At 54.7% G+C, this 25,781-nt stretch carries 24 protein-coding genes and 3 pseudogenes; 19 read left to right on the forward strand and 8 right to left on the reverse strand.

All coding sequences use genetic code 11. The features are described 5' to 3' along the window. Positions 1–168 precede the first annotated feature (168 nt). Together B0W44_RS11065 and B0W44_RS18170 are read left to right on the forward strand one after the other, a co-directional pair. Positions 169–2,103 carry an electron transport protein gene (locus B0W44_RS11065; RefSeq protein WP_077720084.1) on the forward strand — a complete coding sequence of 645 codons (1,935 nt, stop codon included), beginning with the start codon at positions 169–171 and terminating at the stop codon, positions 2,101–2,103. A gap of 39 nt (positions 2,104–2,142) precedes the next feature. Further along, positions 2,143–2,316, forward strand: coding sequence for a hypothetical protein (locus B0W44_RS18170; RefSeq protein WP_169835343.1), 174 nt, complete (start codon positions 2,143–2,145; stop codon positions 2,314–2,316). A 125-nt stretch (positions 2,317–2,441) separates the two neighbouring features. On the opposite strand, the gene B0W44_RS11070 is transcribed toward B0W44_RS18170, so the two are convergent. The 3 genes from B0W44_RS11070 to B0W44_RS11080 are packed head-to-tail and all read right to left on the reverse strand — an operon-like array spanning position 2,442 to position 4,522. Beyond that, positions 2,442–2,783: a protein YmzB gene (locus B0W44_RS11070; RefSeq protein WP_149026989.1), complete on the reverse strand. Its 342-nt coding sequence runs from the start codon at positions 2,781–2,783 to the stop codon at positions 2,442–2,444. A 25-nt stretch (positions 2,784–2,808) separates the two neighbouring features. Then, positions 2,809–4,254 carry an FMN-binding glutamate synthase family protein gene (locus B0W44_RS11075; RefSeq protein ID WP_077720086.1) on the reverse strand — a complete coding sequence of 482 codons (1,446 nt, stop codon included), beginning with the start codon at positions 4,252–4,254 and terminating at the stop codon, positions 2,809–2,811. 7 nt (positions 4,255–4,261) lie between these two features. Continuing rightward, positions 4,262–4,522, reverse strand: a complete 261-nt coding sequence (locus B0W44_RS11080; RefSeq protein ID WP_077720087.1) for a hypothetical protein — start codon at positions 4,520–4,522, stop codon at positions 4,262–4,264. A gap of 429 nt (positions 4,523–4,951) precedes the next feature. On the opposite strand from B0W44_RS11080, the gene B0W44_RS11090 reads away from it, so the two are divergent. Continuing rightward, a complete protein-coding gene (locus B0W44_RS11090; protein ID WP_077720089.1) occupies positions 4,952–5,512 on the forward strand; it encodes a spore coat protein in 561 nt (186 codons plus the stop codon). Between the two features lie 40 nt (positions 5,513–5,552). On the opposite strand, the pseudogene B0W44_RS19225 reads toward B0W44_RS11090, so the two are convergent. Beyond that, positions 5,553–6,067, reverse strand: a pseudogene (locus tag B0W44_RS19225) (YndM family protein). Here B0W44_RS19225 and B0W44_RS11100 point away from each other — a divergent pair. Next, entirely contained in the window at positions 6,066–7,157 is a 1,092-nt protein-coding gene (locus B0W44_RS11100; protein WP_077720090.1) for a class II aldolase/adducin family protein, read from the forward strand. The pseudogene B0W44_RS19225 and the gene B0W44_RS11100 overlap by 2 nt on opposite strands. A gap of 14 nt (positions 7,158–7,171) precedes the next feature. Further along, positions 7,172–8,002 carry an SDR family NAD(P)-dependent oxidoreductase gene (locus B0W44_RS11105; protein WP_077720091.1) on the forward strand — a complete coding sequence of 277 codons (831 nt, stop codon included), beginning with the start codon at positions 7,172–7,174 and terminating at the stop codon, positions 8,000–8,002. A gap of 206 nt (positions 8,003–8,208) precedes the next feature. Here the strand turns inward: B0W44_RS11105 and B0W44_RS11110 are convergent, their stop codons facing one another. Then, positions 8,209–9,099 carry an alpha/beta hydrolase gene (locus tag B0W44_RS11110; protein WP_077720092.1) on the reverse strand — a complete coding sequence of 297 codons (891 nt, stop codon included), beginning with the start codon at positions 9,097–9,099 and terminating at the stop codon, positions 8,209–8,211. Between the two features lie 161 nt (positions 9,100–9,260). Between B0W44_RS11110 and B0W44_RS11115 the strand changes: the two genes are divergently transcribed. The 7 genes from B0W44_RS11115 (at position 9,261) to B0W44_RS11145 (ending at position 18,612) form a co-directional block, all read left to right on the forward strand. Continuing rightward, a complete protein-coding gene (locus B0W44_RS11115) occupies positions 9,261–10,148 on the forward strand; it encodes a diacylglycerol/lipid kinase family protein (RefSeq protein ID WP_077720093.1) in 888 nt (295 codons plus the stop codon). A gap of 145 nt (positions 10,149–10,293) precedes the next feature. Then, a complete protein-coding gene (gene aceB / locus B0W44_RS11120) occupies positions 10,294–11,883 on the forward strand; it encodes a malate synthase A (RefSeq protein ID WP_077721360.1) in 1,590 nt (529 codons plus the stop codon). A gap of 18 nt (positions 11,884–11,901) precedes the next feature. Continuing rightward, positions 11,902–12,672, forward strand: coding sequence for an IclR family transcriptional regulator (locus tag B0W44_RS11125; RefSeq protein WP_149026990.1), 771 nt, complete (start codon positions 11,902–11,904; stop codon positions 12,670–12,672). 40 nt (positions 12,673–12,712) lie between these two features. Next, positions 12,713–14,008: an FAD-binding oxidoreductase gene (locus B0W44_RS11130; protein ID WP_077720095.1), complete on the forward strand. Its 1,296-nt coding sequence runs from the start codon at positions 12,713–12,715 to the stop codon at positions 14,006–14,008. 31 nt (positions 14,009–14,039) lie between these two features. Continuing rightward, positions 14,040–15,332, forward strand: a complete 1,293-nt coding sequence (locus B0W44_RS11135; protein ID WP_077720096.1) for a (Fe-S)-binding protein — start codon at positions 14,040–14,042, stop codon at positions 15,330–15,332. An 85-nt stretch (positions 15,333–15,417) separates the two neighbouring features. After that, complete coding sequence (locus B0W44_RS11140; protein ID WP_077720097.1) at positions 15,418–16,830, forward strand: FAD-binding oxidoreductase; 1,413 nt, start codon at positions 15,418–15,420, stop codon at positions 16,828–16,830. Between the two features lie 27 nt (positions 16,831–16,857). After that, a complete protein-coding gene (locus B0W44_RS11145; RefSeq protein ID WP_077720098.1) occupies positions 16,858–18,612 on the forward strand; it encodes an L-lactate permease in 1,755 nt (584 codons plus the stop codon). Between the two features lie 107 nt (positions 18,613–18,719). Here B0W44_RS11145 and B0W44_RS11150 read toward each other — a convergent pair. Then, positions 18,720–19,040, reverse strand: a pseudogene (locus B0W44_RS11150) (DUF2935 domain-containing protein); the annotation flags it as partial. An 81-nt stretch (positions 19,041–19,121) separates the two neighbouring features. Between B0W44_RS11150 and B0W44_RS11155 the strand changes: the two are divergent. The 5 genes from B0W44_RS11155 to B0W44_RS11175 all read left to right on the forward strand — a co-directional run bounded on the left by B0W44_RS11155 (position 19,122) and on the right by B0W44_RS11175 (position 23,442). After that, complete coding sequence (locus tag B0W44_RS11155; protein ID WP_077720099.1) at positions 19,122–19,886, forward strand: gluconate 2-dehydrogenase subunit 3 family protein; 765 nt, start codon at positions 19,122–19,124, stop codon at positions 19,884–19,886. Positions 19,887–19,906: 20 nt separating this feature from the next. Continuing rightward, positions 19,907–21,619, forward strand: a complete 1,713-nt coding sequence (locus B0W44_RS11160; RefSeq protein ID WP_077720100.1) for a GMC family oxidoreductase — start codon at positions 19,907–19,909, stop codon at positions 21,617–21,619. After that, positions 21,619–21,801, forward strand: a complete 183-nt coding sequence (tatA, locus tag B0W44_RS11165) for a twin-arginine translocase TatA/TatE family subunit (protein WP_077720101.1) — start codon at positions 21,619–21,621, stop codon at positions 21,799–21,801. The genes B0W44_RS11160 and tatA overlap by 1 nt, the downstream gene beginning before the upstream one ends. Positions 21,802–21,957: 156 nt before the next feature. Beyond that, positions 21,958–22,551 (forward strand): twin-arginine translocase subunit TatC, encoded by a 594-nt coding sequence (gene tatC, locus B0W44_RS11170; protein ID WP_149026991.1) that lies wholly within the window; start codon positions 21,958–21,960, stop codon positions 22,549–22,551. Positions 22,552–22,578: 27 nt separating this feature from the next. Beyond that, on the forward strand, positions 22,579–23,442 hold the full coding sequence (locus B0W44_RS11175; protein ID WP_077720102.1) for an MBL fold metallo-hydrolase: 864 nt from the start codon (positions 22,579–22,581) through the stop codon (positions 23,440–23,442). A gap of 139 nt (positions 23,443–23,581) precedes the next feature. Here the strand turns inward: B0W44_RS11175 and B0W44_RS11180 are convergent. Beyond that, positions 23,582–24,022: pseudogene (locus B0W44_RS11180) on the reverse strand (Dps family protein); the annotation flags it as partial. 329 nt (positions 24,023–24,351) lie between these two features. Next, on the reverse strand, positions 24,352–24,471 hold the full coding sequence (locus B0W44_RS17795) for a sporulation protein YjcZ (RefSeq protein WP_149026992.1): 120 nt from the start codon (positions 24,469–24,471) through the stop codon (positions 24,352–24,354). A gap of 372 nt (positions 24,472–24,843) precedes the next feature. Between B0W44_RS17795 and B0W44_RS11185 the strand changes: the two genes are divergently transcribed. Both B0W44_RS11185 and B0W44_RS11190 read left to right on the forward strand, forming a co-directional pair. Beyond that, positions 24,844–25,410, forward strand: a complete 567-nt coding sequence (locus tag B0W44_RS11185) for a sigma-70 family RNA polymerase sigma factor (protein WP_077720104.1) — start codon at positions 24,844–24,846, stop codon at positions 25,408–25,410. A gap of 110 nt (positions 25,411–25,520) precedes the next feature. Continuing rightward, positions 25,521–25,751 carry a DUF1659 domain-containing protein gene (locus B0W44_RS11190; RefSeq protein WP_077720105.1) on the forward strand — a complete coding sequence of 77 codons (231 nt, stop codon included), beginning with the start codon at positions 25,521–25,523 and terminating at the stop codon, positions 25,749–25,751. Positions 25,752–25,781 lie beyond the last annotated feature (30 nt).

A 25,781-nucleotide genomic window follows, 5' to 3' on the forward strand; every position in this document is an offset into this window, starting at 1 on the left:
ATGGGCGGGTACACCTTTAATGTAAGGTAATCCCGTTCCCATTATGTACCCGCTGTGTCCCAACGTGTCGGCCAATTTAAGGAAAAGGCGTTAAAGTCTGTGATGTTGAGCATATTTCATGTTCCGTATGAAAAAGCTAGTTAAAAAGCGACATCGGGAGTTCACCAAATGTCAATCAAACGGATCTCTGTATGGACCCTTTCCTTAAGTGGAATTGTCATCGTCGGCATCGCTTTGTACACGTTGATCCAGGAGCCGGAGTTCGGCTATACGCCTTCCCTCGATCAAGTGCTGAATGTTGACAGAAGGCCTGTAGAACGAACGTCCGGAAACGGCATCTCTCCCGTATCACACGAGGAACAGGAGATCGAGGTCACGCCCCGCCTGTTAGAAATGGGGCGAAAGGCGTTTTACGAAGAGACGTTTGGCAATGAAGTGTTTTTCACAGATATCATGGGACAAATGGACGGCCCGATCAATTTTGTCAGCATCGGAAAAGCAGTGGGGAAATTGCGGGGGAAAGGCACGTCCAACTTGCAGATCGAATTGTCGGACGACGTCACGGTTGGCGGCCAAACGTTCAAAAGAGGAACGCTCATCGACACAGGGATCGATGTGCCAAAAGGGTCTTACCGTCCACTCGGCATCGTGACGAAAGTGACGCGGGAAGGTTTGAAAGCAGGCATGACGTGTGCCGCTTGCCACGCCACCGTCGACAACAGGACGGGAAAGGTCATCGAAGGGGCACCGAACAGCGATTTGAACGCCGGCCTGTTGATGGCGTTCGCGACTAATTCGGCCGCCTACTTTCGCCATACGGACGTCAACCCGGAAGAGATAGCCCAGTTAAAAAAACACTTGGACCGGCTGGACGGCAGTGAGGCGAAGGAAAAGGTTTTGCCAGATGTGAAGCAGTTTGAGGACGCGGTCGACCGGACATTAATGTCGTGGCCGGCGGGAAACTTCGATTCGACCATCGACTTAGAGGCCAACCCGGCACAAATTCCGGATTCCTTTACATTCGGCGATTTTCCATACGGGTGGAGCGGGTTTGCTTCTGCCGGGCCGTTTCACGGCTTGAGTACATTTAACAACAATGTGCACGCCACCAACTCCGATACGCTGACGACGGCGGATCAGAGTGAGGCGCTGTTCGGGATTGACACGGACGTTTACTACGGGACGGTCTTGCAAAACGCGGCAAACAAACGGTACCGCTATACCGGCGGAAACCAGCGCCCGTCCGACTTCTTCAAAGCCATCGATCCTACCCCGGGGGTGCCGGGGGTCGTACAGGCAGTCCCCGCTCCCACATTTCCGAAAGGGTCTGTCGTCAGTCCCGACGCTCTCATCGTCAGCGACCCCGGCGATCAAATCAATGAGAAGAACAACGCCGAAGCCGCCTGGCAAAACAGTTTAAAACCGCCCCGGACCTGGAAAGATGCAGAACGCGTGCGACAGGGGCGAGATGTGTTCGCCCGGGCTGGGTGTATTCGCTGTCACGCCGGGGAAACGTTGACGAACAACACAGTCATCTCAGCTGTCGAGATCGGGACGCAGCCGTCTCGGGCCAAAGCGTTGCAAAAGTTGCCGAAAACGTTCGCCGACCCGAAAATGTGGGACAAAAACGCGCGAGCCCCGGTTGACAGCAAAGCCGAAGTACTGCGCGTCCCGACGGATCACATCCCCTCGGCCGAACGCCGTCTGGCGTACGCCCAGGACGGCGTAGGGGGTTACAAAGTCCCGAGTCTCGTCGGCCTTCACGTGACGGCTCCTTACTTACACGACGGGGGAGTGGCGGCAGGTCCGCAAGCTGTCGAGTGGACAGAGGACGAAGGGTACATCCCCCGAATAAGGGAAGAGCTCGGATTGACCGGGACGGTACTTAAAGGCAGGTCGCCCGATGTCGAAAACAGTCTGGCCGCACTCGTGGACCGGGGGATCAGGCGTGAGGTCGTGCGGAACAACCGGGCATCGGACCGCCTGGCGACCTCTAACGTCACCGGAGCAGGACACGCGTACTGGGTGGACAGTGAAGCCGGGTTTACGCCCGAGGAACAAAAGGCACTGGTGGAGTACTTGATGTCTCTGGACGGATCGTAAGCAGCTTAATGAATCACTTCAGAAGAAAGGGGGTCGGCAGTGACAGAGAGAAAAAAAGAGGAAGACAAGGAGATCATTGAAGATTCGGTCGACGAAGGTCGAAAAAAGGCGATGATGGACATCGACCGGATGGTGAATGAAGGGATGGCAGGAGGCCGCGTTCACCGCGACCAAATCGAGGAAGCGTCGGACATGCCTCGGGAAGAGAAGTGAGCAGTAGCGACCGTCCACGGTAACAATTTCGTGAAGGGTCTGAGAGATGAGGGGGTTTCACGAGACCCGCCAATCGCCCGCCTTTCCGCCAAGGCGGGTGATTGGCGGTCGCGCCTCTCTGCCCTTCAGATTGAGGTGCAGGGCGTCACAGTGTATTCAGCACGTTCCGTTTCTATCAAGACCGTGTTCTGATTGTGCTGGATGTGGCAGTTATCTGTCAGCGGAATGTCGTATCTGGCGAAGGGAAGAGGCTGTCGCTCCCCTCTTGCTGTCTGGACTGTTCCTTCTCCGCGCAGCTGCAACGTACGGGAAGCGACATAGCCGTCAATCGTCTCTCCTCGCTCTACATACGTGACGTGCTCAAGGGACATGACCGTCTGATCGATGTCACCGTCTTCCTGCTTCGTTAGCACGACGTCGCGGCCGACCCACTGATCCAGCACCTGTTTCAATTCCCGTTCGTGCATGGTGCCGCCCCCTTTCATGTCATCCTTAATGTAGCGGTTGCTGCCCATCATTACGTGTTTCCACTGCCGGTGTGACGTCGGCGTGCGGAGCCGGCGTGAACGTTCCTCCGAGTTCTCTAAAGTAGTCATTCTGCTCCTCGGAGGAGACGTAACCGAGCTCCACACCGGTGGCTCTGGCGAGAAACGGGTCGACGGCACATAAGTCGGACGGCGAGACGTCGGACAGGCTCGTTTTTCCGAGAGAATAACAGGCCAGCTCCATTTCCCGGACGGAGGCGTTAAGGAAATTGAACAAATTGTTGACACTCCGCTCTACATCCAGTTTTTCTGTCAGTTTTGCGTTGTAGACGACGAGGCTGGTGGGCGGTTCGAACGGAACCGCTTTCGTCATTTGATCCCCGACCAACGCCATCACCGCGATCGTCCCGATGTAGACGGCGTCTGCCCCGAGGGCCATCGCCTTCAAAAAGTGACCGGGTGTCACCAGTCCCCCGGTGGCGATGAGACTGACATCACCCGTGGCGCCTTTTTCGGCAAGGAATTTCGCCGCTCTGGTGACGGCAAACAGGGTCGGCAACCCCATATCGTCTTCCAAGATAGGCGCTGCGGCATGGGTTCCGCCTTCCGCCCCGTCGACCGTGATAAAGTCGACACCCGCCTCCAGGGCGACCTCAAGTTCTTTCTCCAGGTGGTGGGTGGCGGCAATTTTCAGCCCGACGGGGACGCCGGTTTCTTCCTGTAATTTGCGTACGAGCGCGATGAATTGCTCCTTCGTATCCACACCGGGGAGTCGGGAGTGGATAAGGGCGTCTTCTCCTTCAGGAATGTCGAACACCTCGCGGTACTCTGCCCCGATATTTTTGGCGGCGGTCCTCTGGGGAGAGGAGCCTTGGGCCCCCTGACCCAGCTGAACTTCGATGGCGTCTAAACGGGAGTACTTGTCCCGGGAGTTGAGCCACCCCCCGCGGTTGTACTGTCCGATGAGCAAATCGGCTGCTTCTCGTTCTTCCTCCATCAACCCCGCCTCCCCTGTATTTGTGGCCGTCCCGATTTTGGACGCGGCCTTCGCCAGGGCGATTTTCGTACTTTTACTTAAGGCGCCGCCGTACGACATAGCGGCTATCATGATCGGAATGGCCAGCTCCAGCGGTTTTTTGGCCCGTTTTCCGATGGTCACAGCAGTGGAAATTCCCACGTCTTCCGGTGTGGGAAAACGGTGTAGATGAACGGGGTTAAAGAATAACTTCTCCCACGGAGACCCGTGGATGTGGCTTCCGAGGGGTCGGGCGGGCGGGGTGCCCTGATCTGCCCGCATGACGGCCTCCATTAGATAGATCGGGCTCACCTTCTTGGTGATGGGCATCATTTCAAACAAGTTTTCCGTGTACTGATCCCGTGCGATGCGTTCGATCGCTTTGTCTACTGTTTCATTGACGATACTGCGCGTGAAATTGCTGAGAAATTTAAACATCGCGTGTTCACCTGGCTTCAGGGCGGCCGTTTTGCATGTCGTCTATTTTTTGTGTGAGAGCGAGACACATTTGTTTCACTTCCCCTAACTGCCTGGCGGCACTCTGTTCTTCGGTGGCGATGCGGTTTAATTTTTCATCTCCCACGTCCATTAAGCGTTTGTGGTGTTCGCTTTCCAATGTGGACAGTGTACCGGCGATAGTCTGAATTCGGTTTAATTCTGACTTAATGTAGTCTAGCGTCTTTTGATGCTGTTCCTGTTGTTCCATTCTCTGAAGCCCCTTTCGCCATTTTGTTCATATTATGGGATGCCGGGGCGGCAACTATGTATCCTTTTCCGAGAAACGCGACCAGTGCATCAAGGTCGTCCTGAAAACCGTAACAAAACAAAAATGGTCACCATCGGCGTGTGGCGTTCATACGATAAAAAGCCACTCCCTTTCAATTTTTGGTGCACGAGGAAGCCGTACAGCTTCCTTTTTTTTGTAAGTTTAAAGGAACACGCCAAACCGGCGACGAATGGTGACATCCAGAAGTTAATCGATTGTGTTTGCCGAGGGAAGAACCACTGCTCCATGAAATAGAAAGAAAACCTCCGCCTTCTTGAACGACACTCCTTAACGGGCGAGTAAATATGCCGTACAGGGGGATAATAGTCCTGGGTTCACACCCGAAATTTAAATCAGGAGGAATTCATCATGGCTGCCAACTACGGTGCACACGAAGTGATGGAACTGCACGAAGTGTTGACCGATACGATCGACGGGATTAACCAGTTCCAGCTTTACCGACCTCATATCACCGATTCGGAGTTGCGCTCTATTCTGGATCATCAAATCCAGTTTATGTCCCAAGATTACAATCAGATGGTACAGGCCATTAACCAGAAAGGTATGGGTCAAGCAACCCCGTACCGGGCACCGAAAACCCAACCTGTATACGGATTGAACAATCCCCAGCCCCAGTCCCCGAACACGGACATGAACGAAATGGATGACCGGGATGTCGCCAGCGGCATGTTAGGCTGTCATAAAGCGTCTGCCACCATGCGCATGCACGCCGCGTTAGAGTGTGCGGACCCCCAATTGCGGCGCATGATGCAACAGGGTGCGATAAATTGTTCCGAACAGGCGTATGAAGTGTGGCAGTATATGAACGACAAAGGTTATTACCAAGTCCCGACGATGAAACAGATGACGACTGACACGGTGATTCAGTCGTACAACAGTACGGCGACGGGTCAACAACAACTGTCGTAAAAAAAGGGCCTTGCGGCCCTTTTTTAGCGCCTGGCTAGGATTAGGCTCTTTGTGGGTCTCGCAACACCTGTTGATTCATGTAACGGTGGAAGAACCACTCACCGACCGCTATGACGAGTGAAGATAAGAACGCGGCTCCCACCACCGGCACGTACGGATCGAAAAAGTAAGCTCCGATTAACCAGATGGTTAAAAATGACAGGGCAAAATCCGAAATTGTTGCTGCCATATTGCCGCAAAAGGCAACACGAACAGGTCTCCCAGCGCGTAGGCGACAGCTGTCAAGACCAGGCTCGTCCCCACAATATGGGCGAACGACACCCCGTAAAACAACCCTAACACGACGAGAAGCACTGCCGCAATCATGACGAATTTGATCATGATACTCGTGACGTACTTCACGGCCTTCAGTCCTTTCCATTTTCGGTTCATCCTTACGTCCCTATTGTGAGCCCAGGGGTGAAAAATATGCGAAGGCAGCCCGCAGGTCATAAATACTACCCACAATGGAAAAACTGAGGGATAGGTGTGACAACAGCGGGAAGGTGATGACATGAACTCGTTTACGTTCGTCGGAAATACGTTGAAAACGGAGACATTGCACCGCTTTGCCAGCGGAATCAAACGGGTGATGGAAGCGAGCGGTTACCGTTACGTGCCGGAGCGGGAGCGGGATGTACAGCTCGTCGTCAACTTTGTCGATCCAGAGCATCCCAGGCACTACAGGAGGCAAGGGAAAGGCACGTTCGTCGTTGCTGTCACGGAGAACGACGTAGCGACAGACAACATCTTACATACAGCTTACCCGATCTTGATCCGTTCTCTCGGGAATATGATGATTTACTTGGACCGGTCGGCCCAACCGTTCCCGGATGCGTATTTTATCACCCTGGAACAGGGGTGTTATCCTGTTTTATACCGACAGGACGAGGCGGAGTTTTTCCGGCGTGTGTTCGAACGGCTCGAACCGCTTGCCTCTTCCCGACTCGTCATAGACAACACGTTTTATCCCGATCTTCCACAATCATTGTGGGAAGGGGATGACGTGACGAAAAGTATCCACGAGGCCGGTAAGAAACTGGAAGAAATGAACTTGTTGCCTGCTCCCTTCCCCATCGAGGAACTGCTCCCGGCGCGGGACTTGCGTCACATTAAGCGGCTGTACGGAATTGGCGGTCTCAGTTACGGCAACTTGAGTGCCCGAAGAGAGGGCAGTCAGTTTTGGATGAGCGCCAGCGGCGTGGATAAGGGGAACTTGCGGGAGATCGGACGGGATATTCTGCTCATCAAAGGATTTGACGAAAAAAAGCCGGCCATTGAAATCAGTGTGCCCGAACCGGTTGAGCCGCGGCGGGCTTCCGTTGACGCCATCGAACACTGGATGATTTATACGGAACACCCGGAAGTGGGGGCCATTGTCCACATTCACGCCTGGATGGACGGCGTACCCTCAACGGAGATCAACTATCCGTGCGGGACGGTGCAATTGGCGGAAGCGGTAGCAGAGCAAATTAGGCAGGCCGATGATCCAGCGCGGGCAGTCGTCGGATTGAAGAACCACGGTTTGACAATCACCGGAAGGAATCTCGATGACATTTTCGAACGGATTGAGGGGCGTGTCTTACCCCGAGTTCCTATGGAGTAGGAGGCGGTTCTGAAGTGGGACAGCGCATCATTTTGTTAACCGGTGCTTCGAGCGGTATCGGAGAGGCAGTGGCCCGCCTGCTCGTTCAGCAAGGGGACTTTCCGTTACTCGTTTCCAGGCGGAAAGACCGGCTCATCGCCTTACAACGGGAACTTGGCGGTGCGGACGCATTCCCTTGTGACGTGACGTCTGACGCACAAGTGCACCAACTGATGAAAAACGTGATCGCGCGGTACGGACGCGTCGACGTTTTAATTAACAATGCCGGGTATGGCCGTTTCGGCGGAGCTCTGGACATCTCGATGGCCGATTTTACCGGGATGGCGGAGACGAACTACCTGGGGGCTGTCCGTCTGACGCAAGCCGTGCTGCCGTACATGCTGCAGCGGGAAAAAGGAACCATTATTAACGTCGCATCCGTCGCCGGGTTGACAGGCATTCCCAATTTATCGGCCTACAGCGCTTCTAAATTCGCCTTGATCGGCTTTTCCGAAGCACTGAAAATGGAGTATGCGCCGCCCATCGAAGTCGGCGTGCTGTGCCCGGGGCCTGTACAGTCCCCTTTTTTTCGAGGAGTCGATGCGAGCCGTCTCTTCCCTCCACTCATCGTCGGACACATGCTGGACGTCGAGACGACAGCCCGTCACGTACTTCAGCTCATCGACCGGCCGACACTTTCCATCGTCCCTTCCGGGATGCGATGGGCGATGCGTTTGCGCCGTTTGGCTCCTGGGATTTACTTCCGGATCATGAAACGGTTGTACGACTCGTTCGAGGAAAAACAGCACGCCTACACGGACATGAAGTGCAACGGACGTGCAGGAACGAGGAGACATAACGGCTGAATGAGACGCTTCGAGAAGTGGGCCATCCATGACAGTCGGAAGTAAATTTGCAACAGACGATTGCCAGTGCAAATAAGTTACCGGTTGAACGCTCGCTGGCACGAGGTTCAACAAGTAGAGCCGTCGTACAAGCCATTGTAAAACATGTGGACAAGACCCCTGAAACCGAATCTGGGGTCTTTGATTTGAAAATGAACAAACTTACTTCAGAGACTTGGTGAGGCGCCGCGGTGCACACTTTTGTTTAACCAATGGATGACGGCATCAACGGCTGCAAGCTGCTCAGAGTGAAACAACACGTGTTGCGCACCGCGAATCAAAACCCAATGTTTTTCTTGAACGGCGAGGTTGTCGAAAAATGCCCGGACGACGTCTAGGGAGATGAGCGGATCTTCGTCGCCGTGCAAGCACAACACCGGTATCACAATGTCGGCGGCGTGCTGGACCGCTTTTTGTGCATGTTTGAGCAGTTCTTCCACCCAGCGAATCGAGTACACAGGGCACATTAACGGGTCTTTCAGCACGGGATCGACCTTTTCGGGGAAGAGGTGTTTGAAATAGGGGATCTCCTGTATTTTATTGGTCAAACGCCTGTGGTTCACACTGAGCGAAGGTGCCACATAACTAGCAAAGCGAACCATGCGCACGGCCAATGACGGAATTTTCAGGTTAAAGCCCAACGCCGGGGCGGACAAAATAATCCCATTGACTTGTTTTGACTTGTGTTGAACGTACCGCGTCACAATTAGCCCGCCGAGACTGTGGCCGGCGAGAAAAATTGGCATTCGTCCCAAGTGACGTTTGAAAAAATCGATCAGTTGTTCCAGATCACGTAAGTATTCATCAAAACAGGACACGTGGCCGCGCCTCCCGCCGGATTTTCCAAATCCGCGCAGGTCGTACACAGTACACGCGTGGCCCTCTCGGGAAAGGTGTTCCCCTATGTGCACGTATTTTTCAATGTGTTCGCCTGCCCCGTGGACGAAGATGACAATCGTGCGGGGTTCCCTCGGAAGCCACGAGCGATACCTGAGGTGAATCCCGTCTTTCGTGTAGAACAAGTCTTCGTAAACTGTTACGTCATTCCGCACTGTCACTCACCGCACCCATGTCGCCGGGATGAATTTACGTTTTCATTATGACCGTTTCATCGGGATTCATACTGCAGATTGAAATTGAATGATTTGCTAAAGACTGCCATATTTTGTACCATGTGTTCAAATGACTCAAAGCACGACGTTCAATCGAAGGGGACGACATGATCACATTTATCGTGAACCCTTTATCTGCGGGCGGACGAGGTCAGAAGGTCTGGTCCAAACTGGAACCGATATTAAACGAAAAGGGAATTCAGTACGCCGTGCATTTTACGGAGTACCCGGCGCACGCGCGCGAGCTGGTCAAAACAGTATTTCAAGCTGGGGAGGTCCAAGCTGTCGTCGCCGTTGGCGGTGACGGAACGGTCCACGAAGTGGCCCAAGACTTAGTGGGGACAGAGGTACCGTTAGGATTCATTCCGTGCGGTTCGGGTAACGACTTCGCCCGTGCCTTGAGAATTCCCGTCGACTGTGTGAAGGCGTTAGAACGAATTTTGACCCATCGCCCGCATAAAATAGATATGGCGAAAATAAACGGGCACTACTTTGTCAACGGTGCCGGGGTCGGTTTTGACGCGGCTGTCGCCAAGTTGTCGAATGCGTCCAAAATGAAGTGTTGGCTTAACTACGTGAAATTGGGACGGTTTGCCTATGCGGCTAACGCGTTGCGGATGCTCTCCTCTTTTCGTCCGACCGACGTCGTTTTGACGATCGATGGTGAACGCGTGCCCTTTTCCCACGTTTGGCTCGTCGCCGTGTGCAATGTGCCGTATTACGCGGGGGGAATGAAAATCTGTCCCCAAGCCGCGTGGGATGACGGCCGCTTGGATGTGTGCATCGTGCACAACATGAGACGCGTCACGCTGTTGAGCAATTTAACCAAAGTGTTTAGCGGGAGCCACGTTTCAGTACCGGGAGTCACGATGTTTCGGGCGCGGACGGTCAGTGTTGAGCCGGCTGAGAGGTTGTACGTTCACACGGACGGCGAATGTTATTTAACGACTCCTGTCACAATGACAATTCACTCCAACGCTCTCAATGTTTTGTAATGCGATTCCCCCTAAACTGTTGGGAATAGTGTTTGAATTTCAGTAAAATTGTGATACAATTTTTACTAGAGAAAAAAGAAACAATGTTTCTTAATGAGAAACGATTGGGAGAGTGAGTGTTTTGAATCAGAATCGGTTGGGTGTCATGGATGGCGTTCGCGTCACGGGTCGGATCACGCCTGAATTTGCCGACATTCTGTCTCCCGGAGCACTCGTCTTTATTCAAAAGTTGGCCAACCAATTTGAGGGTCGACGTCGAGAACTGCTGGCAAAGAGACAGGAGCGGCAAAAAGAAATTGATGCAGGGAAGTTGCCGGACTTTCTGCCGGATACAGAGCACATCCGCAACGGCGACTGGACGATTGCGCCTGTGCCGGACGATTTAAAGGACCGTCGGGTGGAAATCACCGGCCCCGTCGATCGGAAGATGATGATTAACGCCCTGAACTCCGGGGCCAAAGTCTTTATGGCCGATTTTGAAGACGCCAACGCCCCGACGTGGACGAACAACATTCAAGGTCAGATCAATTTGCGCGATGCAGTGTACGGCACCATCACTTACGAGAACCCGGAAACGGGAAAACTTTATCAACTGAATGACGAGACCGCGACACTTGTCGTGCGTCCCCGGGGATGGCACCTCGTGGAAAAACACGTACTCGTCGACGGGGAGCCGGTGTCGGCCAGCCTGTTTGATTTCGGCCTGTACATGTACCACAATGCAGAAAAACTGATCGCAAAAGGAACGGGTCCGTACTTTTATTTGCCCAAGCTAGAGAGTCACCTCGAAGCGAGACTCTGGAACGACGTGTTTGTGTTCGCCCAGGACGAATTGGGAATACCGCAGGGGACGATTAAAGCGACGGTCTTGATCGAGACGATTCTCGCCGCTTTTGAAATGGATGAGATTCTGTACGAACTGCGCGAGCACTCTGCCGGATTAAACTGCGGTCGCTGGGACTACATTTTCAGCTACATTAAGCGGTTTCGCAACCAGCCCCACGTCATTTTGCCGGACCGATCGCAAGTGACGATGACCGTTCCCTTCATGCGCGCTTACACCCTCTTGTGCGTCAAGACGTGCCACAGGCGCAAAGCGCCGGCCATCGGAGGAATGGCAGCGCAAATTCCGGTAAAAAACGATCCCCAGGCGAATGAAGAGGCGTTTAAAAAAGTGGCGGCTGACAAACGCCGCGAAGTGTTGGACGGATTTGACGGGTCGTGGGTCGCCCACCCTGGCCTCGTTCCCGTGTGCAAAGAGCAGTTCGACGAACACATGCCCCAGCCAAACCAGATAGACCGAGCGAGGGACGACGTCCGCGTGACGGCGGAAGACTTGCTGGAAGTGCCGGAGGGGACGATCACGCTTGAAGGTTTAAGGACGAATGTCAACGTCGGCGTACAGTACATTGCGTCCTGGTTGCGGGGAAACGGCGCCGCCCCTATCCACAACTTAATGGAGGACGCGGCGACGGCCGAAATTTCGCGGGCACAAGTGTGGCAGTGGATTCGGCACCCGAAGGGTGTTTTAGAAGACGGACGGAAGGTGACGTTTGCGCTGTTTGAGGAGATTTTGCAAGAAGAGTTAGAGAAAATGAAGGGAGAAGTCGGAGAAGATCTGTTCGAAGACGGAAAATTTCAGGAGGCGAGCGAGCTGTTTGCCGACTTGACGCAACGGGATGATTTTGTCGAATTTCTTACGCTCCCGGCTTACGACCTGTTGGAGGAGAACTAGATCGAAGAGGTGGGGGATTTGGTAGACGACTCAATCATCCAATCCGTCGACCGCGCGCTGCACATCCTCGACATGGTGAGCAGGAAGAGAGAAGGGTGCGGCGTTACTGAACTGTCCATCGCCCTTCCCTTGAACAAAACGTCTGTTTTCCGCATGTTGTCCACATTAAAGCGGCACGGCCTCGTAGAGCAGGACCCGGAGACAGAGCGGTACAAAATCGGGTACAAAGTATTGGAGTTGAGCGGGAGGCTCCTGGACTCCATCGATTTGCGGGCGGAGGCGAGGCCTTATTTGAGAGAACTGGAAAACTTGACGAACGAAGTGATTCACTTAGTCATTTACAACCGCGGAGAAGTGGTTTACATCGAAAAACTGGAAGGAAACGAAACGCTGCGCATGCACTCAAAAGTAGGGAACAGGGCGCCTATGCACTGCACTGGGGTGGGCAAAGTAATCCTCGCCCACCTCCCGCGGGAAGAAGCCCAGGACGTCATCGATCAGTGCGAGTTAACGCGGCACACGGGGAATACGATAACGGATAAAGACGCCCTTTGCGACCATTTGCGACGCGTGAGACAACAGGGCTACGCCCTCGATCTGGAAGAAAACGAAGCGGGCATTAACTGCATTGCCGCCCCTATTTTCGATCATGCGGGCCGGGTTGTCTCGGCTTTGAGCGTGTCGGGTCCGGCCATCCGCATGACAGAGGAGAGGATCGAAACACTGAAGGGCAAAGTGATGGAGACGAGTCGCAAAATTTCCCGTCGACTGGGATATACGGCACCGTGAGAACGGTTGGTCTCTGCGGTGTAAAGGGAGGTGTGGCACGATGGAAAAAACGTCTGCGGCCGGTTTGGACGCACTCGCTAGCGAACTGGAGAAAGTGACCGAAACCGCCGTGTGCGAAAGAGATGAAGTGTTTGGCAACACCGGCCGTTTGGTAGCTTATCCGCAAAATGAGCGAGAAGTGAGTGGGGCGCTGTCGTTGGCTGCACACACCGGCATCACAGTCATTCCCGAAGGAGGCGGAACGAAAAGGGGGTACGGTGGGACGCTGGAGGCGGCTGACGTCTTACTTTCCATGAAAAAAATCCGGGGCATCGTCGAACACGAGGCAGGCGATCTCATCCTGACCGTGAAAGCGGGAACGCCCCTCGCAGACATTCAACACGCCCTCGCCAAAAAGGGCCAGTTCCTCCCCTTAGACGCACCTGACAGCGAGAAAGGGACCATTGGAGGCATTTTGGCTGCCAATATGAGCGGGCCGAAGCGGTTGCGCTACGGGTCGGGGAGAGACCTCGTCGTCGGCATGCGCGTCGTCCACGCCGGCGGACAGGTGATGCGCGCCGGAGCGAAAGTGGTCAAGAACGTGGCCGGATACGACATGAACAAACTGTACGTCGGGTCGATGGGAACACTCGGCATTGTGACAGAAGTGACCCTCAAATGCCGGCCGCTGCCGGAACGCGAAAGCGTTGTGCTGCTGGAAAGCGAAGCGGGTGTAGACCCGTTAGCAGTTTTTTCTCGCCATTTGCTGGACACGCCGATGGAGCCGGTCGCAGTCGAGATCGTCAACCCTGCCTTGAGTGACAGGATGGGAGGGCGGCGGGCGTTCAGTTTGGCGTTGAGTTTTGAGGACGTCCCTAAGTCTGTCGAACGACAGGAGCAGTGGGTTCGGCGAAATGCCCAGCTTTTAACCGTGTCGGACACCTTGAGAAACGAGGAGGCAGCTGCGTGGTGGAAGCGCTTCCTGCAAACAGACAGACAGTGTGTGACGTTGAAGGTGGGCAGCTTGCTGACGGATGTCCCTGTTGTCTTGCATCATGCCGAACGCCTCTCTGAACAACTCGGCATCACATTGCTCTCCCACGGAAGTGTGGGAGTAGGCTTAAGTAAACTTCACGTACAGGCAGAAAAAGAAGCCGTCTGCACGTTCATACGCGGAATGCGGCAATTCATGTCAGGCCGAGAGGGGTACGTCACCGTTGAACACGCACCGCTCTCCGTTCGCCGCCAAGTGGGTGTATGGGGAGAGAATTCGCCAAATAGCCGGCTTTTTGCAGGTATTAAACGGGCGTTTGACCCCGAAGGCATTTTAAATCCAGGAAGGTTTGTCGTCGGGTAAGTGATATGGCCGTTCATAGAGGAGGGGTAGCATGTCAGGCCATTACGTGTGGGAAGATCCGCCCAATTCCGAGAAATTTTCCGCTTGCGTGCATTGCGGCATGTGTTTGGAAGCGTGTCCCACGTACCAGGAGACCGGTCTTGAGCAACATTCTCCCCGGGGAAGAGTTCACATGATCGCCGCCGTGGCGGAAGGCAAAATCGGCCTGAACGAAGCGTTTGCAGATCCCGTCTTTCAGTGCCTCGATTGCCGTGCCTGCGAGACGGCGTGTCCGTCAAACGTGCAGGTCGGGTCGTTGATCGAAGCCGCCCGGGGACAGGTGCGGCAAGCGATGCCGCTGAAAGGGTGGAAGGGGTGGCTCAACCGCCTGTTCCTGCGCGGCATCTTCCCGTATCCGCCGCGCCTTCGGGCATTAGGGGCGATGGTGAAGTGGTATCAGCGGATCGGCGTGCAGAAACTCGTGCGACGGGCCGGACTGCTGAACTTGTTGCCGGAGCACTTGCGCGGGATGGAAAGGGTCCTGCCGAAAGTGGACGATCCGGTTATGAAAAAGATGCCGGAAGTCGTTCAAGCGAAGGGACCCGTTCGGAAAAAAGTCGCCCTCTTGACTGGATGTGTCATGGACGTCGTGTACAGTGACGTAAACGCTGCAACTGTGCGGGTGTTGACAGAAAACGGCTATGAAGTCCATTTGCCGCGGGGGCAGCGGTGCTGTGGTGCACTGCACGTGCATGCTGGAGACCGGGAGCAGGCGAAGAAACTGGCGAAGCAAAACATTGATGCGTTTCTCGAGACCGGTGTTGACCACATTGTGGTGAACGCGGCTGGATGCGGCGCGGCCATGCAGGAATACGGAGAACTGCTCGAAAACGATCCCGAGTACCGGGAGAAAGCGGCTCAGTTTGCGGAAAATGTCGTCGACGTGTCCAAATTTTTGTACGACAACGGGTACCGCAAGCCGAGGGCACCGTTGAACACCCGTTTGACGTATCACGATCCGTGCCACTTGGCCCACGCCCAAAACGTGAGGTGTGAACCGCGGGAGCTGTTGAAAAGTGTGGACGGCGTGGAGCTCGTCGAGCTGTGTGACGCCGATCGCTGCTGTGGGAGTGCCGGCATTTACAACTTGACGCACCCGGAGATGGCGGGCCAATTGCTCGACCGCAAAATGGACGATGTGCCCGACGGAGTGGAAACGGTCGTCACGGGGAATCCGGGCTGCATGTTGCAACTGTCACTCGGAGTGCACAAACACCGTCGCGCGGAAAAAGTGCTCCACACGGTGGAAGTGCTGGACATGGCCTATCGACAGGAAGCCCATTAAACACCGTGTGAGGTCCTAGTACGTAACGGACAGACTCCCGTCCTTGCCCAGTCAACAACCCGCATCGAAAACGAGGAGGTGCAGAATGGAAGACGAACTCATCACCCAGTTGGCAGCGATTGTCGGGCCAGAGGCTGTGTTGTCCAAATACGAAGATTTAGTGACGTACGAGTGTGACGGATACGTCATCCAGCGAGGTGTGCCCCGCGCCGTCGTCTTCCCGTCGACGACTGAGGAAGTGTCCGCTGTCGTCAAATGTCTCTCCGCCCAAAACGTTCCCTTTATTCCGCGGGGAGCCGGTACGGGATTGAGCGGAGGAGCGATTCCGTTGGGAGGGGAGGTGATCATCAGTCTCGTCCGCATGCGGAAACTGCTCGAAGTGGATTTCGAAAACAGGAGAGCCGTCGTGCAGCCGGGCTTTGTCAACTTGAAACTGAGCAATGCCGTCGCCCACAGGGGTTATTACTACGCGCCCGATCCTTCCAGCCAACGGACGTGCACCATCGGGGGGAACGTCGCCGAAAATGCCGGCGGCGCCCACTGTTTGAAGTACGGTGTCACGACGAATCACGTGTTAGGACTGGAACTCGTCCTGCCCGACGGAGAGGTGGTCGACATCGGCGGCGTCCCCGATGTGCCGGGATACGACCTCGTCGGCATCTTGACCGGGTCAGAAGGCACGATGGGGATTGTGACCAAGATGACCGTGCGCCTTTTGAAAAAACCGGAGCAGGTGCAAACGGTGCTCGCCCAGTTCGACCGGGTGGAAGATGCCAGCCGCGCCGTTTCCGACATCATTGCCGCAGGCATTATCCCCGCCGCCCTGGAAATGATGGACGAGATCGCCATCGAAGGGGTGGAGGCGGGAAACTATCCCGTCGGCTATCCGAAAGGGCTAGGCGCCGTTTTACTGATTGAGGTGGACGGGATTGCGGCAGGGATCGAAGATCAAATTCGACAGATCATAGACGTGTGCAAAAGGCGGAACGTGCGGGAAGTGAAAGCGGCGTCTGACGAAGCGGAGCGCACCCGCTGGTGGAACAACCGCAAACAGGCCTTCGGGGCGATGGGGACCCTTTCGCCAGATTACCTCGTACAGGACGGTGTCATTCCGCGGAGCAGATTGCCTGAAGTGCTGGAACGGATTACAGCCATCAGCCGCAAATACGGCTTGCGCATCGCCAATGTGTTTCACGCCGGAGACGGCAACCTGCACCCCCTCATTCTGTTTGATTCTCGCGTTCCAGGAGAAACGGAGAAAGCCGTTCAGGCCGGTTCAGACGTGTTGCAAGTGTGTGCCGATGTCGGCGGGTCGATCACGGGTGAACACGGGGTCGGGATCGAAAAGCGCGAGGAGATGACGTACATTTTCTCGCGTGAAGAGATCGACCTTCAGTTAAAAGTGCGCGACGTGTTTAACCCGCACAACTTGTGCAACCCGGACAAGATTTTTCCGTCACCGAGTCGGTGTGTCGAAGTGAGGCGCGCTTCGGGTTGATTTAAAAGGTTAAAGGGGGAGAGTGGGATGAACATTGGCCTGTTGTCTACGCTGGCACTACTGCCAGTCTTGGTCGTCGCGCTGTTTTTAGTCGTCTTAAAGTGGCCTGCCAGCCGGGCGATGCCCCTTGCGTACTTGTCGGTCGTCGTTCTCGGACTGTGGGTGTGGAAACTGCCCGTTGCCCAAATTGGCGCCGCCACGGTGCGGGGGTTAGTGACGACACTGGAGCTGTTGTACATTATTTTCGGTGCGATTTTGATGCTGAACACGCTGCAGGAAAGCGGTGCGTTAAAGTCGATCCGCCAGGGCTTCACCGACATTACGCCCGACAGGAGAATTCAAGCGATTATCGTCGCTTGGCTATTCGGTTCGTTTATTGAAGGGGCGGCCGGGTTCGGCACCCCGGCCGCCGTAGCGGCCCCGCTTTTAGTCGGTTTGGGATTTCCGGCCATGGCTGCCGTCATGGTCGCCCTCATTATCCAGAGCACGCCGGTATCGTTCGGTGCCATCGGCACGCCGATGCTCGTCGGCGTCGGGACTGGACTGGAAACGCTGCAGGAATATACGGGCGACTGGGCGGGGTTCATTGCGGGGATCGGAGGAAAAACGGCGATCATCCACGCTATGTGCGGGATAGTCGTGCCGCTGTTTATGTCGTCGTTTCTCACCCGGTTTTTCGGTCGCAACCAGTCGTTTCGCGAAGGGCTGCGCGCGTGGAAGTTTGCCTTGTTTGCCGCAGTGGCCATGATTGTGCCGTACCTTATTGTCGCCAACACCCTCGGGCCTGAGTTTCCGGCGATGTTCGGCGGTCTGATCGGTCTCTTGATCGTCATACCTGCAGCAAGAAAAGGATTTCTCGTGCCGAAAGAGACGTGGGATTTTGACTGGCGCGAACAGTGGGACCCTGAATGGGTTGGCGCGGTGAAAATCGAGGAGGTCGCGCACCGTTCCGGAGGCATGAGTTTAACGAAGGCTTGGACGCCGTATGTGCTCATCGGTCTGTTTCTCGTCATCACTCGAATGGAAGCGCTTCCTGTAGGCGCCTGGCTGAAAGCGTTGACGATTGAATTTCCCAGTCTGTTTGGCACGGAGATTACAGTGTCGACTCAGCCGCTGTTTTTACCCGGGACGATATTCCTCGTCGTGACGGCATTGACGTATGTGATACACCAGATGGACGCCCCTTCATACGGCAGGGCGTGGAGAAACTCGTTTAAAGCGGCACTGTCTGCGTCTGTCGCATTGATCTGGACGGTTCCAATGGTCCAAGTGTTTATCAATTCGAGTGGCGGAGGAGCGGGTTATGAGAGCATGGCCGTGGTCCTGGCCGAAGGAGTCGCAGCTGTGACAGGCACGCTTTGGCCGCTCTTCGCCTCGTTTGTCGGGGCCTTCGGCGCCTTTATCGCCGGGAGCAACACTGTGAGCAACATGATGTTCTCCTTATTCCAGTACGGCGTCGGCGAACGGATCGGGGTCTTTGATCCGACGTGGGTGGTGGCCTTGCAAGCCGTCGGCGGAGCGGCCGGCAACATGATCGCTGTGCACAACGTCGTCGCTGCATCGGCAACTGTCGGCCTCGTGGGAAAAGAAGGACTGCTCATCCGCAAGACGATCTGGCCGATGGCGTATTACGCCCTGTTTGCCGGTTGTATCGGGTACACGATTTTGTTCGGGTTTGGCATCGGCGCGATTTTGGCGACAGCGATGGTGATCGGCATTGTGTACGCTGTCGCCACAAGCCGCCGCGGGGTGACGTTGGAAGACCAGAACGCGACGATGTGACCCCAAATCTCTGTCCGACCTCTCTTCTTTTAGGGAGGTCTTTTTATGCGGCGAGAATTGCGCAAGGTGCGTATTTGGTATGTCTTAACGTGGCGTTGCCCCTGGTGCTACTCTACCCTCGGTTGTGTCGGGTCGCACTCCGGCATCTTCACGTCGGACACTTGAGCGAGTTTCATCAAGTAGTAGCATTCCTCCCGGAACATGTGATCCGGCATGAGCGGGGATAACGTCCCCAGCACTTCGTCCTCCAGTTCCAGCTCTTCTATTTCACTTAAAAACGATTGAAACAGCGCCATCTCCAGTTCCACTTCCCGATTAAACCGGTTCAGGGCGGGAAACGTAAAGAGGTGTGTCCGCAAATACCCGGCCAGTTCAGGCGCTTTTAAGAAGTACTCCTCAAAGCGTTTCGTAAAGGTGCGGCTCTCCTGTATCAACAAAATGTGCATGAAAGGCAAACAAAGGGGGATACTATCAGCCAGAAAGCATCGTTTCGAAAAGGAGACTTTTCCATGAGTGAGAATGAGCAGGAAAAACAACAGAAAACGATGACACGGCGGGAGTTTCTCCGCAAAAGCGGCTATGTGGCCGGCGGGGCGGTCGGGGGAGGCATTTTGGGAGGACTGATCACCTCACAAGTGGCGAACCGTCCCGGTACGAAGCGGCCAGAACAGGCGCAGCAACAAGGTGAAGACTTCAACAGAGCGTTGATGTTCTTCTCCAAACAAGAAGACTTTCAAATCCTGTCGGATGCGGCGGAACGCATTTTCCCCGAAGACGATTTAGGACCGGGCGCCAAGAAGCTGGGCGTGCCCTATTTTATCGACCATCAGCTGGCCGGGGCCTGGGGTCACAATGCTCGGGAGTACATGCAGGGTCCGTTTTACGATGGAACCGAGACACAAGGTTATCAGTCCCACTTGGATCGGCGCGAAATCTTCGGGCAAGGCATCAGCAAAATTCAAGCGTACAGCAAGGAAACGTATGACAAACCGTTTACAGAGCTTTCGGCGGAAGAACAGGATGAAGTGTTGACCGCCTTTGAAGAAGGAAAAGTAGAGATGCAAGGCATTACGTCAAAGGAGTTTTTTGATCTGTTGCGCTCCTCCGTCATTGAGGGGGCGTATGCAGATCCTCTGTACGGAGGGAATGCCAACATGGACGGCTGGCGGATGAAAAAGTTCCCCGGGAACCAAATGAGCTACACCGACCGGATCGAATCGGAGTTTGAGGAGATCGAGCCGCGCAGCTTGCGTGCCCACATGCAACAAGAATAGGAAAAAGGAGGATGTTTACAGTGGCGAAAGAATTGGAGAAAGTGGACGTCGTCACCGTCGGGGTCGGATGGACCGGTGGCATCGTGGCGGCCGAGTGTGCCAAAGAAGGACTGAAAGTCGTCGGGTTGGAACGGGGCCGGGAACGGGGCGTCGATGATTACTTTATGATCCACGATGAGTTGCGTTACGCCATCCGCTACGACCTCATGCAGGATCTGTCCAAGGAGACGATCACGTTCCGCAACGAGCCGAAGCAGCGAGCCCTGCCGATGAGGAGGTTAGGTTCGTTCTTGCCGGGGGAAGGTCTCGGTGGCGCCGGCGTCCACTGGAACGGGATGACATTTCGCTTTTTGCCGTACGACTTTGAAATCTACAGCCAAACGGTGGACAAGTACGGCAAGGACAAAATTAAGAAGGATTACACAGTCCAGGATTGGGGCATTACGTACGACGAGTTGGAACCGTATTTCGACAAATTTGAAAAGACGTGTGGCATCTCCGGGGAGGAATGGAAGTACAGCGGAAAGCGGAGCAATCCGTACCCTACGCCGCCCATGAAAAATACGCCTTATTTAAATCGGTTTGCCGAAGCGGCGAAAGAACTTGGGTACGAACCGTTTATGGCCCCGTCGGCCAACCTCTCCGAAACATACGAAAACCCGGACGGCATGACGATAAACGCCTGTCAGTACTGCGGGTTTTGTGAACGCTTCGGGTGTGAGTACGGGGCAAAGTCAGACCCGACCATTACCGTCATTCCGACGGCCCAAAAAACCGGCAATTTCGAACTGAGACCCCACAGCAACGTGACAGACATTTTACACGACGGTGAAAAGGCGACCGGCGTGAAATACGTCGACGTGCTGAGCGGAGAAGAGTACATTCAACCGGCAGAAGTCGTCGTGTTGACCAGTTATACGATGAACAACACCCGCTTGCTGCTCCATTCTAAACTGGGACGCCCGTACGATCCCGACTCCGGCACAGGGGTCATCGGCAAAAACTACTGTTATCAGATTATGGTGGGCGTGACGGGGTTTTACGAAGACGAACAGTTTAACACGTTTATGGGCGCAGGGGCTCTGGCACAAGCGATCGATGATTTGAACGGGGACAACTTCGATCATTCCGATCTCGACTTCATCCACGGGGGTGTCCTGACGTGCGGCCAGTCGGGACGACGTCCCATCGCCTACAATCCCACACCTCCGGGAACGCCAGGGTGGGGGGCCGAGTTCAAAAAGAACTCCATTAAATATTATACACAGACGATCAGTATCGGTTTTCAAGGGGCGTCAATCCCTTACCGCTACAACTATTTGGACCTTGATCCCACCTACAAGGACGCTTACGGATCGCCCCTGCTGCGCATGACGTACAACTTTACCGACCAAGATCGCCAATTGTTCAAATATTTGTCTGAAAAGGGCGGCGAGATTATGGAAGCGATGGGGGCGGATACGGTGGCTCGGCAAGAAGAGTTGGGAGACTACGACATCCGGCCGTACCAGTCTACCCACAATACCGGCGGGGCCATCATGGGCGATGATCCAGACACGTCGGCGGTGAACAATTACTTGCAGATGTGGGATGCGGACAACGTATTCGTCGTTGGCGCGTCGGCGTTTGCCCACAACGGCGGCTACAATCCCACCGGGACTGTCGGCGCCCTCGCATACCGGGCGGCGGAAGGCATCGTCAAGTACAGCAAGAACGGGGGTCAGCTCGTCTAATGTTTCTGCAAAACATCGGGGTTCCAGGGTTAATTGTGATCTTGCTCATTACCCTCATTATCGTCGGCCCAAAAAAACTGCCCGAAATCGGGTCAGCCGTGGGGAAGACGCTGTCCGAATTTAAGAAGTCGACGCGAGAGATTATGAGCGCGGAAGATTCGTCTCCCGAAAGCAAGGAGTAGCGAGGGAATGGACGAGGAACGCACGCTCGTAGCGCACCTGGAAGATTTGAGGGGCGTCGTTTTGGCTTCGATATCGGTGTTCGGCTTCTGTTTCGTCGCCTTTCTTCTCAGCATTCAGCACACGATCCCTTTGATTACCCAGGGCGGCAGTTGGTCATGCTCAGCCCGCTGGACGTCGTCCGCTTTTACGCCAGCGTCGCGGGAGGATTGAGTCTCGGTGTGTCTGCTCCTTTCATCGGGTACCGACTCTGGCGCTTCGTCCGTCCAGCTTTGACAGCTCAAGAAAGCCGGGCCGCCCTGACTTACATTCCGGCCATGTTTTTGAGCTTTGCCCTCGGCATCGCCTTCGGATTTTTTGTCGTCTTTCCGTTTGCTTTCCGCTTTCTCACCGCTCTCGGGGCGTCCCACTTTACGGTGATGGTCACGACGCAGGAATATTTGTCTTTTTTGCTCATGACGACCCTGCCGATGGGATTTCTGTTTGAAGTGCCGTTCGTGCTCATGTTTTTAACGGCGACGGGGATGGTGACACCGGACAAGCTCAAGGCAGTTCGCAAGTACGCCTACTTGCTGTTCGCTGTCGTCTCGGCCATTGTCACCCCGCCGGAATTTGTTTCCCAACTCCTCGTGCTGTTCCCGCTGTTTGCCCTGTACGAACTGGGGCTGGTGCTGACGCGCTGGGTGTACCGCAAACAGCAGCGGGGGGAAGGGGACATGTTGGAGGGGGAGGCAGTGCCTGAGGGGGATTAGGGGATGAACAGATAAAGGAGGATCTGCATGGATCGGCAGATGGAAGACAGCATGGACAACACCTTCATCCCCGCCACGTCGGTGACGAGCGGGCAAGGTCAAGCGGTCAGGTCGGACCTGTACAGCCTCACCGTCCAAATTGTAAACGTCTGTTTCGTCGGCGATCCGGGTCGCACCTACCCCAAATGGGTACTGGTCGACACCGGTATGCCGCAATCGGCCAAAGCCATTGCAGCTGCAGCAGAAGAACGTTTCGGCCCAGACAGTCAACCTGAAGCGATCGTGCTGACGCACGGTCACTTTGATCACGTCGGCGCCGTCGTGGATTTGGTCGAACGGTGGGATGTACCCGTTTACGCCCACGAACGGGAAATGCCGTACCTGACAGGCCAAACCCCATACCCGGCACCTGACCCGTCGGTGGAAGGCGGGCTGGTGGCCAAAATGTCTCCGATCTTTCCGGTGGAGCCCGTTGATCTGGGTGATTGCGTTCATCCCCTTCCGCCTTTCGGTGCAGTACCAGGTATGCCCGGATGGCGTTGGATTCACACCCCTGGCCATACCCCAGGTCACGTGTCCTTCTTCCGCGATCGGGACCGAGCGCTCATCGCCGGCGACGCTTTTGTCACAGTGAAGCAAGATGAGCTTTACAAAGTGGTGAGCCAAGAGCAAGAGATTAACGGACCCCCAAGGTATTTGACGACCGACTGGCAGGCTGCCAAAGATTCTGTTGAGAAGCTAGAAGAACTCAAGCCGTCTGTCATCGTCACCGGTCACGGAAAGCCGATGGACGGAGACGCTCTGTCAAGCGGCTTACAAAAACTTGTACAACACTTTGACGAGATCGCCGTACCCGACTACGGCCGGTACGTGGACGGCACACAACATTGACGGATTGAAAAGAACCCGGCTCGATTGGATGCCGGGCTCTTTAAGGGGTATCTCTTTACTGTTGGGAACCGATGTTAGGTTTCCGCCCACCGTAATAGACGGGGCGCGGCGCGGGATTCGTACGGGATTGACCCTGTCCTTCTTCAAGGTAAGAGCGGAAAAACCAGGCTTGTTTCTCCATGTCCTTCACGATCCCGAGGAACATGTCAGCCGTTCCTTCATCGTCCTGCTGTTCTGCTTGTTTCATGGCATCTTTCGTCTCAGAAATGACGGTTTCCAAATCTTGCAGGAGAGATTGTACCATCTCCTGTGCCGTCTGTTCATTTCCGGCTTCCTTCACACTGGCGTTTTCCAGAAATGCTTGCATAGTGCTCAGCGGTTTTCCTTTTAAGGCTAAAGCCCGTTCTGCCAAATCGTCTATATAGTCCGCCGCTTTGTCGTACAAGTCCTCAAATTTTTCGTGAAGGACAAAGAAGCCCGTCCCTTTCACGTACCAATGAAAGTGATGCAGTTTGACGTACAGGACACTCCAGTTGGCTAATTGTTTGTTCAACAGTGAAACGACTTGTGAATTTGCCATGGTCGCATGCCACCACCTTTAGCTGCATTTTAGAGTTTGTTTTAAACTGCATTTTAGTTATGCGCCTGAAAATGTATCTTATACATCGGCATTCGACCTTTAGAAACGGTCATCGGAATGCGCTTACGGCTGGATGCACCTATGTACGTACAACGTCTGTTAGAAACGGACGTCCCCTGCACAAAACCCTCGGGAGATGCCGAGGGTTCAAGAGACTGAAAAACCGGTATGTGTCCCTTTGTCTCAAAGCTGTCTTCGACCGTCGTATTGGAGACCTTGTACAGACGCGGTGGGAGCGGACGGGAGCGAGTCCCTCCCTCCTACTTTCCTTAATAATAAGGGAATCCGTTCCAGATGAACCAGAAGAAAATAATGATCAACAAAATTAACAGCAACAGCGCGCGGTAGTTGTAAAATCCGTATCCGCCGTATCCTTTTCCACCTGACATGTGAAGTCCTCCTTTTGTGTTGTTCAGTGCATCATATGTCCAGCGACCACCGTGTGATTGGACGGTTGCCTTTAGACAATGCCTAATTCGGGCAACTTGTCTGTCTTTCGTTCGATTTTAAAGGCGAATACCCTTGATCGCGCCTCGTTGAATACTGCAAAAAATAAGCATCAATATCCGTTTTTCTCTCATTTTTGCCCTATTTTACCTTGTAAAAAATCAATCGACCTGTGCCACATTCGCGAGGCAACCGCGTCCGTTGAAGTTGGATCTTACGTGTGTGGCGGCGTGTTTTTGTTGTTACGGTAGTTTCAGCGCAGCGCGAGTACAACATGGAGTGAACCGGTTCCTCCCCTTTGGAGGAGCACGAAGGTGCAGGAAGGGAAAACGGTCGAACAGTGTCTCAAGGCGAAAAGCGGCGATCGGAAGGCGATGGAATGTTTAGTACGGCAATACCGACCTTTGATGGTCAGTCTCGCCAACAAATGGAGGGGGTACGGGTTTGACGATGCCCTGCAGGAAGCGCATGTGGCCGCTCTAGAGGCCGTCATGCAATATAGCCCGGACGTTGGGTGTCCCTTTGGTACGTTCTTAAAACAGCGCATGAGATCCCATTTGCGCACGTGGGGACGACGGCAAGTTCGCTGGGTCGACAGACACGTTGCCGCTTCCGCCAGCCATCACGGCGATGACGCAACACTGCTCCCCGTTGAAGAGTGGGCCGATGTGCAGACCGACTTCAGCCGACTGCCGGTGGAGTGGGCAGAATGGCTCGACGCGCTGTCGCCCCGGGAACAACTCGTGCTGAAGAAACAAGTCATCGAAGGGTACACGTTACAGGAAATTGCCGAAGAAGAATCGGTCTCCCGCCACACCGTTCACACGTGGAAAAAGCGGGCGATGAAGAAACTGCGAAGCCGTGTGGCCGAAGAGGAGTGATAAACGTTTTCCGGTTGTCCCCTGTTCGGTCCGTTGAGCGGCAGTGTATACAGTGAACCGCAAGACGCGGTGATCTCACTATTCCAGCGGAGAAAGGGGTGAGAAGAGCGATGGCGATCGTGCAAATGCCCGATGCTTCCCGCCTCGTGTTGACGTTAGACGATGGTGTCGACAACGAAGGCAACCCTCAGACGAAGACGAAGTCTTTCAACAACGTGAAGCCGGAAGCCAGTGATGAAGCGCTGTACCGTGTGGCGACGAGTTTAGCACAGCTCCAAACATTGCCGCTCGTCTCTGTCGACCGCCACGATCGAGCGGAACTAGTAGAGGACGGGCAGTAAAACACATGATGGATTCTCTGGGAGGAGGTG

It is taken from the genome of Novibacillus thermophilus, from assembly GCF_002005165.1.
Taxonomy (GTDB): Bacteria; Bacillota; Bacilli; order Thermoactinomycetales; family Novibacillaceae; genus Novibacillus; species Novibacillus thermophilus.